Below are 10,653 nucleotides of genomic sequence, written 5' to 3'. Positions count from 1 at the left end.
GCAAATGGAGGATCGACGCAGTCCTTCAACTTCTCCATCGTCATTGAGCCGTAGGCCTGGCCGGCAGCATCAACGTGAAAGGGGGATTCAGCGTGGCTGAATCCCCTCTTCGTTTAACTACGACATAGCGGCAAATTCGATTCACTGCAGAGTTATAGAGCGGGCCTTCAGCCCTTTAACTTTTTGTGAGCATCCGAGACCTGGGGCGTTGCCCCAGGCTGGTATAGAACGCGCCTTCAGCGCTACTTTGCGTAAGCGTTGCTATGAGTCCAACGGTCGCACCAGTCATTGACCGTCTGATACCACAGCCGCGAATTCTGCGGCTTCAGCACCCAGTGGCCCTCATCCGGGAAGTACAGCATCTTGCTGGGTATGTGAAGCCGCTGCAGCGCGGTAAAGAGCTGGAAGCCTTCACTGACATCGAGACGGTAGTCTCTCTGACTATGAACAACCAGCGTGGGTGTCTTTGCGTTTTTGATATTCAGCATGGGCGACCACTTGCGGAAGGGATCCTGCGCGGCGGATAAGGACGCGTAACGCCACGGCTGGCCAGGTTCCTTGTCACCGGCACGACGGAACTCCCACTCGTTAAACCACATCTCTTCTGTAGAGCCGTAGGCCGACTGCGGGTTGTACATGCCGTCGTGCGTCACAATGCACTTGAAGCGATGACTATGCGTCAGAATCCAGTTGGCCATGAAACCGCCATAACTCGCTCCGAGAGCACACTCACGGTCTTTATCAATGAATGGATAATGCGCTTCGGCATAGTCGAGGCCCTTCATCAGATCGATGTATGACTTACCACCCCAGTCTCCATTCACACCATCGATGAAAGCCTGGCCATACCCCGTGGATCCACGCGGGTTAATCATCACAACGACATAGCCGTTAGCGGCGAAGAGCTCGGGGTTCCAGCGATAGCTCCATGCGTCGCCCCAGGCGCCTTGGGGGCCGCCGTGAATGAGGAACTTCAGCGGATACTTCTTCTGCGAATCAAAGTTCGGCGGGCGGATGATGAAGCCCTGCACGGAAGTGCCACCGGCGCCTGGGAACTTGAAGGACTCCATCGCCGGAAGCTCAAGCTGATGGATCAGGTCATCATTCCCTTTTAGCAACTCCGCGTAATGATCCGACGGGCCTGCCGTTGCCACCGAGACGATACTTGCCGGGCGGTCTACCTTCATCGCAGCCGCAATCAATGTCTTGCCGTCAGGCGCCAGAGCTAGAGAACTGAACTCCGCTCCATGCACGACGTCTTTTGCTTCCCCGGCAGCCTGACCATCAATCTCAACAGCAAGTACAGGCTCCTGCCCCTCCGAACCCGAAGCGAAGTAGATATGCTTCGAATCAGGCGACCAGGTAAACTCATCCACCCAGTTGTCGAATTTTCTGACTGCCTCTCTGGTCGTCTTCTTTTCCCGGTCATACAACATCAACCGGAAGCGGTCTGACTCATATCCGGCTCGCGCCTGCGAACGGAAGGCAAGGTACTTCCCATCAGGCGAATACGCCGGACCATCATCACTGCCGGGTGAGGTCGTAAGCTTGACCGGTTTTGCACTCGGAGCAGTAAGGTCCACCGTGTAGATATCGTTATTGGTGCTGGCCGCCGGAACCTCGTCCATATTCACCACGTAGGCCAGCTCTTTCTCGTCGGGCGAGAACGCATAGCCCACGGGTCCGCCGAGCGAGAAGGTAGGAGCGATGTGGTCTTTGATATCGCGTGTGGGTGTCACATCGTGCATCTGCTTGCCATCGGCACTGACCAACAGAACGTGGCTTCGCTTCGATCCCTGGTAGTGATCCCAATGGCGATAGAGAAGACCATCCCAGATCTGAGCCTTTACCGGGCTCTTTGCTGCGGCATCGTCCTTTGCCTTGTTGCAGGCATCGTCTACAGCACCTTCAGTCGCGCACTCCGGATAGACCTCGCTGACGAACGCGATCCAATCGCCCTTTGGAGACCAGATGGCTCCATCAGCTTCGGTCGAGATACTCGTAAGCTTCTGCGAGGGGCCAACGATTCCCTGCTGCTCATCCCAGGGCGCGAGATAGATCTGCTGGCTACCCTCATTACTGGAGAGGAAGAGCACCTGTTTGCCATCAGGAGAGAAGCGGCCTGCAGTCTCTCCGTCCTTGCCCGCAGTGATAGCCTTCTCCTTCGCGCTGCCGTCGACGGGAACGGTATAGAGGTGCATGGTCTTTTTATTAGTAGCCAGATCCACGGAAGTGACCGAGAACATTACCCATTTTCCTGATGGCGAAATCTGCGGGTCGGTAACGCGCTTGATCTGTTGCAGGTCTTCAAAGGTCATCGGGCGTTTTGCCTGCCCGGAAGCGGCTACGACCGCGCCGACGGTGATTGCGCTGAAGAGAACAAGGGATCGCATGAGGAGATTAGTCTACGCCCGTCCTCACAAACGTTCTGAGCCACCTCGGCGCCTAGATGATAGCGGCGTCCTCGATCTGCGGTGCGCCGATTCGTCCATCAACAACATCTACCTTCAGCACCACTTCGATGTTCTTATGGATCCAGTCCGGTCCTAAGCGACGATCGAGCTGTGCCAGCAGCTCCGGATTCACCGCGAACTGCGATGCGGCATCTGTCCCAAATCGCTGCAGTCCTGCGATCACGACGATTGTGTTCGCCGTTGACGCCTCCCGGAAGCGAGCGACGATGGCGTAATCAGGCTTCTGATCGAAAGGTTTTGAAGGATCCCGTCTCCAGATCCTTCCTGGATTTGCATGATCCAGGATCGCTTCGTCGGGTTTCGGCTGGAAGTGGAAACGAAGCGGCTCGAGAAAACGCTGAGCCCACTGGTTGTTGTACGCACCAATAAAGATGACGGGACCATCTGAGATCTGGGCCAGCGTCGTCGTTGCAGCCGATTGGACTCGATACTGACCGGCGTGACCGTTTAAAACCACCGCTACCCGCCCCACTGCCAGAGTACTTCCGAAGGAGAGAAACGGATCTGGGATGGACTGATCGGCTACCTTTGTCCCCGATGGCGAGGCCGCGGAGAACACTACACCGCCTGGGCAAATCAAAGCCGGCTGCTTCGTTTCGAGTACAGGACGCCAGAAGCCGGCCAACGCATCCCTGTGTAGAAAGCCGCGCACCCATAAAAAGCCCGCTCCTAATATAAGGAGGCACAGCAAAGAGATGGATGCCAGCGCGGTCCGCTTCCACTTTTCGGCAGATCGCAACTCTGCTATCAGTCCGGCAAAGGCCCGATCGTCCACGGGAGCTGGGCTTACCTGCACCACTCCGCTCTCTGTCGCCTCAAGCCGTTGAAACTCCGGCACATACGACCGCGTTGATAAGACGATGTGGATTGGGTCAGCTTCGCGGGCGTGATGATAAAGAGCAAGTCTCTTTCGCACTTCGCCCGCGGAATAACGGACAGCAGTATCGGTATTGGTATCGTAGTCCACCGGGCGGCCAAAGACTTCGACACCGATGGTCCGCTCTTTGAGCTGATCGCCCTGGCCTTCGAGCGTCTTCTCGACCAGATATTTCAGCAGGGCCGGGTAGCGCTTGCTGCTGGAGAACTGCGGACTCCTTAGCACCTTCTGCAGCGAGGCGCGCACCTCTTCCCGGTCCGCCTCTGTGACAGGCGTCCATAAGACCCGCTCTAGACCAACCGTGGACATTTGCTRATAAGCCGCAATCATAGCGCACATCAGCACTTCCGGTCATCCACCAATTGTTTGTCCCATGTTTGAGACAAACGTTTTTCTTCAGTACCGGGAGCGAACACTCTGTTTCAAACAGTGAGTCACTTGCAAGTTGTGACTTGAGAGACGAGCGTGGCTTTTGGCCTTAAGGAAGCCCCAAAAGAGCTCCTGAGGCGTTGTGGGTGATCCCGAGGAATGACCTGGATCACCTTTCATAGGGAGAGCTAGAGAATGCGAATAGTTCGTAGTTGCGCGTTAATCATCGCGCTATTACTCTGCACCGGATTGACGACTGCCTTCGCCCAGTTGAGCACGGCGACGATGTTCGGAACGGTGACCGACAAAACCGGTGCGGTGGTCCCAAACGCCACCGTTACCTTCACGCAAACGCAGACCAACTTCATCCGCGTCGGCAAAACCAAGGAAGATGGTTCCTTCCGCGAAGAATTCCTTCCCATTGGCCCATACAGGATTACAGTGACGGCCGACGGCTTCAAGACGCTGGAGCGGTTGGGCATCGAGCTTTCCGTGATGCAGAGCGCCGGCCTGACGCTGGAGATGGAGATCGGAGCCACGGCTGAAACCGTCAACGTGACGGCTGATATCCCGCTGGTAAACCTGGGATCCGCGACGCTGGGCTCGACGGTGGACAACCGGCAGATCGACAACCTGCCGCTGGTAAACCGTAACGTTGACCGTCTGCTGCAGCTTGTACCCGGCGTACAGTCGGTGAACACGGTCAACAACCTGGGCTACCAGGAGATCAAGGTCCTGGTGAACGGATCGACAGACGGCTTCGTCGGCCAAGTCTCTTACTATCTGGACGGCGGGCTGAACATGACCGGCCTCCGCAACTCGGGTAACCAGGTGCCGAATCCCGACGCGGTAAGCCAGTTCAACGTCGTAACCAACAACTACAGCGCGCAACTGGGGCGTTACTCCTCGGCTGTGGTCAGCGTTGTGACCAAAAGCGGCTCAAACAGTTTCCACGGATCGGTCTTCGAATTCTTCCGCGATAAGAACTTCAACTCTGTCGCTCATAACTCCAGCACCAAGGGCGACTACAACCAGCATCGTTTTGGCGCGACGTTTGGCGGGCCGATCCGCCGGAACAAGGACTTCTTCTTCGGCAGCTTCGGTGTGTATCGTTTTCGGACAACAGCAACCAACAGCGGCAGCCTGCCGAGTGTGGCGCAGCTCAACGGCGACTTCTCCGAGAACATGCCCTCGGACATCACCAAGTGCAGCGACACCCCCACATCCCTCGACAATGCGAACCAGAAGTTCCTGGTCTGCGATCCTGATCCCAACAGCCCGACCTACAAGCAACCATTGCCGGGCAACAAGCTGAAGTTCCGTGACCCGACAGCCGTCAACATACTGACTTACATTCGCAGCGCGATCACGAAGCAACCGAAGCTTCCATTCCAGACAGGGGATACGCAATATACCTATCGCGTACGCGAACCCGCACCGGAACAGAACGAGGAGTATCTGATCAAGACGGATCACCAGATCACGCCGGCACACCGGGTGACCCTGAACTACTTCCTGTTGAACTACAAGCTACACGTCAATCTGGGCGGCTTTACACAGCAGTGGTCGTCCTCTGACTACAAGAACAAGCAGCAGAATGCAAACATCAGCGATATATGGACGGTCAGCGGCCGCACCGTCAACCAGTTCTGGCTGAGCTACACGCGGCAGAACGGCGGACGGAATGCAGTCTCGGGAGATCCATCGAAGCAGACACTGGCGGACTTCGGCTCCGACCTGGGTGTGGTGGGCACTCCCTCACTGGCGCAGATCTCGATTGGCGGCGTKGAGGGCTTCACGCTGACCCAGGCCATCACCGGACCAAAGGCAGGGGCAAACGTCTATGCTGTCCGCGACGTTCTTTCGACGACCCGTGGCAATCACTCACTGTACCTCGGTGGCGAAGCCGGCCTGGAGAAGGACTTCCAATTGACCTCGCTGAACAACTATGGATCGTTCAGCTTCTCGAGCACGACCGGCAGCACCTTTGCCCGCACGACCAACGCTCTGGCTGATTTTCTCTCGGGACGCCCTTCGAGCATGGGCCAGGACACCGGCCTGTACGCAAACGCGAACTGGTTCAGCTACGGCATGTTTGCCCAGGACGACTGGCGCATCCTTCCGAACCTGACGTTGAACACCGGTGTGCGCTACGACATCCAATTGGCGCCGACCGACAGCCGCCACATGAACTCCAACTTCGTTCCGGGTGCGCAGTCACATGCATTCCAGAACGTATCGATCATCGGGACGACGCAGAAGCTGGCTCCGCTCGGTATGCAGTTCCCGGGTGATCCTGGCGTTCCAAATGGCGGTGCGTTCACTCCGCTCAACCATGTCTCGCCCCGTTTCGGCTTCAACTGGGACCCGGACGGCAAAGGCAAGACTGTGTTCCATGGAGCGGCCGGGCTGTTCTTCGGCGGCATCTCCGGCAACCAGTGGGAGTTCCCGTCAAACTACGCTCCGTACGCCGTGCGTAACAGCGGCTACACCAAAGTGGCGTCGCTCACGCATCCGTACCAGGGTGACCCGACGGAGTTCCCAACGGGCACGAACCCCTATCCATCTCTCCAGTTCGACTACAAGACGGGCACAGCATCTTTCCTTCCGTTCAACCAGCTCGTAGCGATGGATCCGAACTACCGCTGGCCGTACTCGATCCAGATCAACTTCGGCTTCCAGCAGCAGTTCGGCAACGGCCTCGCCCTGAGCGCAAACTACGTGGGTTCGCTCAATCGCAAATCGCCGCTGTACAACGACATCAACGGACCAATCTTCAACATCAACCCGGACACTGGACTCTCCGGTCCTTCCTGCTTTACAGATACCGCTCACAAGATCCCGGATACCACCAAGGCCTGCGGTTACGCGAATACGAGCGCAACGATCAACAATCGGCGCCCTCTGAACGCGCAGTTCGGCCTTTCGGCGGCGAACCCAACCTACAGCAACGTCTGGATCATCCGCTCGAACCAGAACTCGAACTACAACGGTCTGCAGGTGAAGATCGAGCAGCGCCTGACGCATCACGTCAGCGCCAGCGGTTATTACACCTGGAGCAAGACGCTGCAGAGCAACTCACTGGACTCCACAAGCGGCCTGAACGGCACCTTCGTCGATGCCAACTACCCCGAACTGGAGTACCGTCAGCGTTCTGACCAGGACCGCCGTCACATGATGACGATGTCCTTCGTCTGGAAGCCCGACTACTTCACGCAGTACAACCGTCTTGTGCGTACGGCCCTGAATGGCTGGACCGTCACGGGTATCTGGACTGCGAACAGCGGCCAGCCCTTCACCGTCACCACCGGTAACGACAACTACTTCTCCGGCCTGGGCAACAACCGTCCGAGCCTGAAGCCTGGCGCCGTTGCCCATACGCTGCCGCAGAGCTCGCGCGTGGCCGAAATGAAGCAGTGGTTCGATACCTCCGTGTACTGCCGTCCGGGTACGGACGCCGGCTGCCCGGGTGTCGGTCCTGGAGGTCTGCTGGGCAACACGCGTCCTGCGACGCTCGACGTCCCTGGCTACCGCAATGTCGATGCTTCGCTCTTCCGCAGCTTCAATGTCTACGAAGAAGTGAAGTTCCAGCTTCGCGGCGAATTCCAGAACGTCTTCAACCTGGTCAACCTGGGTGGACCTTCGGCGTCGATGTCCGCATCGAACTTCGGCCAGATCACCGGCAGCGGTGGCGGCGTCCGCGTCATCCAGGTCGGCGGACGAGTTCTCTTCTAACGAAGCACAAACCGATAACAAAAAAGGGAGCCTTCGGGCTCCCTTTTTTGTTACCCGGCTAACATTACCGCCTCGCAACCCGTTGCAGGGATGTTTGTTGCGCGAAACAACGCGCGATAAAGCGCGTTTGAGCAGAACGTAAGGCGGAGGTTACCGCATATGAATACGATCAAGTCGGCAACGAAGTGGATGGGTGGAGCGGCAATGGCTGCCGTGATGTTCTTCGGTCTCTCACACAAAGCTGAGGCGCAGCATGTCTCGTTTGGCGCACCAGTACTGGGAGCACGAGCGTTGGGAGCGCGAACACCGCTATGACCGCGACTACCGTCGGGACTACGACCATGATCGCGGACGCGGCTATGACCGTGACCACGGCTATGGGTACGGCTACGGACGCCGCTAATTAAAAGATCTTCCACCCGGGGCGGGCGCACCTTCCCGCCCCGCATTTTTCTTATTTGAAATCAGCAGGTTACAGCAGCGACCCGGGATTTTTGAAAGGTTGCGCGCAACACAAAGCGAAGTTCCCCGTTCAACCTGATGTACGCAGGAGGCAAATGCGATGAATGCTCTGAAGACGATTTCCAGGTGGATTGCAGGTGCTGCACTGGCCGGTGCGATGTTTATCGCCGCTCCGCAGAAGAGCGAGGCCCAGGTTGCGGTTGGTGTTCAGGTTGGCGGCCCGGTAGTCGTGGCTCGTCCGGTTCCGCCGCCCTATTATCGGCCGTACTATGGCGGCTACTACCGCCCCTATGGCTACCGGCCTTATGGCTACTACGGACCGAGACCTGTCTACTACGCTCCGCGTCCGGTGTATGTGCGGCCGGTACCGCCGCCCTACTACTATCGCCCGGGCCTCAGCTTCGGAGTCCGTATTCGCTAGAGCATTTTCCCTGTAGGTGTAGTGCAGGGCTTCCGTATCCATGGGCGTTTTCCGCAATGAAAACGCCGCTGCACACCCTTCCGGGATACCCAGCAACAGGGAAAATGCTCCTAAGGAACAACGTATAAAAATCCCCGCTCCAATAGGAGCGGGGATTTTTGTTTAAGCCTGATTTACAAAAGAGTGGCGTCGAGGGTGATTTCAGCAGCAGCGAGAAGACGCGAGATGGGGCAGTTCTTCTTGGCGCCGTCCGCGATCTCGTGGAGAGTACTCCTGATCCTTCAGAACGCCGCTCTGCGTCGAGATAACGCCGCTTCCGTCCTTCAGTCCACCCTTCCATACCGCGGTTGCGGTGCGATCTGCGATAGCCATCGATTCTTTCTCCTTGTACCGGGTTAGATGCTGCGATTTTTTTCGCGTTGCAGGTGTATGCTCCTGCCATGCAGACGCAACCTGAACAAACGGTTGAGGCGGCCGCCGAGGATACGGAAAGCTGCCCGCTGCCCGGCGAACACCACCAAGTGTACTGTCCGACGTGCTCGGCGCGCCTTACCAGCCGCCGATGCAAGCTGATCTGTGACCAGTGCGGGTATTACATGTCGTGCGCGGACTATTACTAGGGTGTAATCGACAAATTGGATAGAACCCATGCACCAGGTGCCCCATGTCCGGGCCCCCAACGACCTTTGTTCGTTGGGGTGGTGGCCCTCGGGGACATGGGCCCGGCCTTCACCATCCCAAGCACTCGTATCAACCTTTTCCGAACTGTCGTTGGAAAGATAGAAACACGGTCGCGCAAAGCGCGATACCCCACGCTAAGCCCCAGCGAACAAGTTCGCCGGGGACCCCCGCCCCTCGCAAAAAGCCGCGAAGAATGGGGCAACGAAGGTAATGGCTCAACCGAATTTATCGATACGCCCTGCTCCCAGACGGTCACAGCCGCGGGTTCGATAGACTATTGCCAGTACCTTGGCAATGAAGATCCTCTCCAACTGGCTCCGCTCCTACCTTCCTGCGCTCACTGTCTCTGACCGTCAACTGGCCGATGACCTGACCCTGCGTGGCATCGCCGTCGAGGGTGTCTTCGAGTTGAACGACGGCAACGGCTCTCTGTTCGAAATGGACATCACCACCAACCGCGTGGATGCGATGAACCACTACGGCGTAGCCCGTGAAGCAGCAGCCATCTATGACGTTCCGCTGCAGCCGCTGGATCCGGCGTTGCCTGCTCCCGCCGCAGGAGAGTCTCACCCGGTGCGTATTGAAGCCAAAGACCTGTGCGGACGCTTCACAGCCCAGGTGATTCGCGGCGTCACCGTCAAGGCTACCGAGGGCGACATCGCCTCGCGTTTTGCAGCACTGGGGCAGAAGCTGATCTCGAACGCGGTCGACATTACCAACTACACCTGGCTGGCGATGGGTCACCCGACCCACGTCTTCGACCTCGATAAAATTGAGGGCTCCATTGTGGTGCGCACGGCCCGTAAGGGCGAGACCATCAAGCTACTGGACGGCACCGATAAGGTGCTTGAGGCCGATGATCTGGTCGTCGCTGACGAGAAGAAGGCCCTTGGCCTTGCCGGCGTGATGGGTGGCTGGGACTCGCGCGTCACGGAAGAGACGAAGAACATCCTGGTGGAGGCTGCCTGGTTCGATCCGTCGAGCATTCGCCGAAGCTCGCGCCGTCACGGTCTGCATACGGATGCCTCACATCGTTTCGAGCGCGGTGCGGATATCGCGGCRGCTCCGGCAGCCAATGCACTGGTCTCGAAGCTCCTTGTACAGTTCTGCGGCGGCACGCTGACCGGAGCCATGACCGATGTTCTGATTCCGGAGATCGAAGCAAAGACAACGAAACGCGCTCCCATTGCGTTGGCCGTGAGTGAAGTACAGCGCCTGCTTGGCTCCACAACCGATGGCAAAGGCATTACGGCCTGTGTCGTTGAGCAGTATCTGCGTGCCCTGGGCTGCGTGCTGGCTCCTGCCGGCGATAGCGCCTATGCGGTGACGCTGCCCTCGTGGCGGCTCGACCTTGAGCGCGAGATCGATTTGATTGAAGAGGTCGCACGCGTGTATGGCTACAACCGCTTCGAGAATACRCTGCCGTCGTTCTCTGGTGGAGTGGTGGAGCTGCCCTATGAGGCTCCGGAGCGTGCGGTGCGGTCGACTTTGCTTGCAGCGGGGTTCACGGAAGCGATCTCCAGTACCTTTGCCTCTGAAGCTGATTCGCAGACCTTCGCCGGCAGCGGTGTGCCGATGGGCAATCCGTTGAATGAGGAAGCCGGTAACCTGCGCCCTTCGCTGCTGCCCGGTAT

General features: G+C 57.9%; 7 protein-coding genes. 4 read left to right on the top strand and 3 right to left on the bottom strand.

Annotation, left to right across the window (positions count from 1 at the left end; all coding sequences use genetic code 11):
• Window positions 1-242: 242 nt before the first annotated feature.
• Window positions 243-2,393, bottom strand: coding sequence for a dipeptidyl-peptidase 5 (locus tag AB4043_RS07015; RefSeq protein WP_442301529.1), 2,151 nt, complete (start codon window positions 2,391-2,393; stop codon window positions 243-245).
• 52 nt (window positions 2,394-2,445) lie between these two features.
• Window positions 2,446-3,660 carry a hypothetical protein gene (locus tag AB4043_RS07010; protein WP_442306745.1) on the bottom strand — a complete coding sequence of 405 codons (1,215 nt, stop codon included), beginning with the start codon at window positions 3,658-3,660 and terminating at the stop codon, window positions 2,446-2,448.
• A gap of 255 nt (window positions 3,661-3,915) precedes the next feature.
• Between AB4043_RS07010 and AB4043_RS07005 the strand changes: the two genes are divergently transcribed.
• The 3 genes from AB4043_RS07005 (at window position 3,916) to AB4043_RS06995 (ending at window position 8,338) form a co-directional block, all read left to right on the top strand.
• Window positions 3,916-7,455 carry a carboxypeptidase regulatory-like domain-containing protein gene (locus AB4043_RS07005; protein WP_442301527.1) on the top strand — a complete coding sequence of 1,180 codons (3,540 nt, stop codon included), beginning with the start codon at window positions 3,916-3,918 and terminating at the stop codon, window positions 7,453-7,455.
• Between the two features lie 253 nt (window positions 7,456-7,708).
• Complete coding sequence (locus AB4043_RS07000) at window positions 7,709-7,858, top strand: hypothetical protein (protein WP_442306744.1); 150 nt, start codon at window positions 7,709-7,711, stop codon at window positions 7,856-7,858.
• Between the two features lie 159 nt (window positions 7,859-8,017).
• A complete protein-coding gene (locus AB4043_RS06995) occupies window positions 8,018-8,338 on the top strand; it encodes a hypothetical protein (protein ID WP_442301525.1) in 321 nt (106 codons plus the stop codon).
• Between the two features lie 201 nt (window positions 8,339-8,539).
• Here AB4043_RS06995 and AB4043_RS06990 read toward each other — a convergent pair whose 3' ends face one another.
• Entirely contained in the window at window positions 8,540-8,710 is a 171-nt protein-coding gene (locus tag AB4043_RS06990) for a hypothetical protein (RefSeq protein WP_442306743.1), read from the bottom strand.
• Window positions 8,711-9,313: 603 nt separating this feature from the next.
• Here AB4043_RS06990 and AB4043_RS06985 point away from each other — a divergent pair.
• Window positions 9,314-10,653: phenylalanine--tRNA ligase subunit beta (locus tag AB4043_RS06985; protein ID WP_442306742.1), on the top strand; the 1,340-nt coding region annotated here is incomplete at its 3' end.

Source organism: Terriglobus sp. YAF25 (assembly GCF_052113305.1).
Classification (GTDB): domain Bacteria; phylum Acidobacteriota; class Terriglobia; order Terriglobales; family Acidobacteriaceae; genus Terriglobus.
The sequence above is the reverse complement of the archived record's forward strand: the minus strand, read 5'-3'. Positions and strand labels throughout refer to the sequence as shown.

Bases quoted from the DNA above. Each gene is read 5' to 3' on its own strand.
- AB4043_RS07015 (WP_442301529.1), bottom strand. From the start codon at position 2,393: ATGCGATCCCTTGTTCTCTTCAGCGCAATCACCGTCGGCGCGGTCGTA.
- AB4043_RS07010 (WP_442306745.1), bottom strand. From the start codon at position 3,660: ATGTCCACGGTTGGTCTAGAGCGGGTCTTATGGACGCCTGTCACAGAG.
- AB4043_RS07000 (WP_442306744.1), top strand. From the start codon at position 7,709: ATGTCTCGTTTGGCGCACCAGTACTGGGAGCACGAGCGTTGGGAGCGC.
- AB4043_RS06995 (WP_442301525.1), top strand. From the start codon at position 8,018: ATGAATGCTCTGAAGACGATTTCCAGGTGGATTGCAGGTGCTGCACTG.
- AB4043_RS06990 (WP_442306743.1), bottom strand. From the start codon at position 8,710: ATGGCTATCGCAGATCGCACCGCAACCGCGGTATGGAAGGGTGGACTG.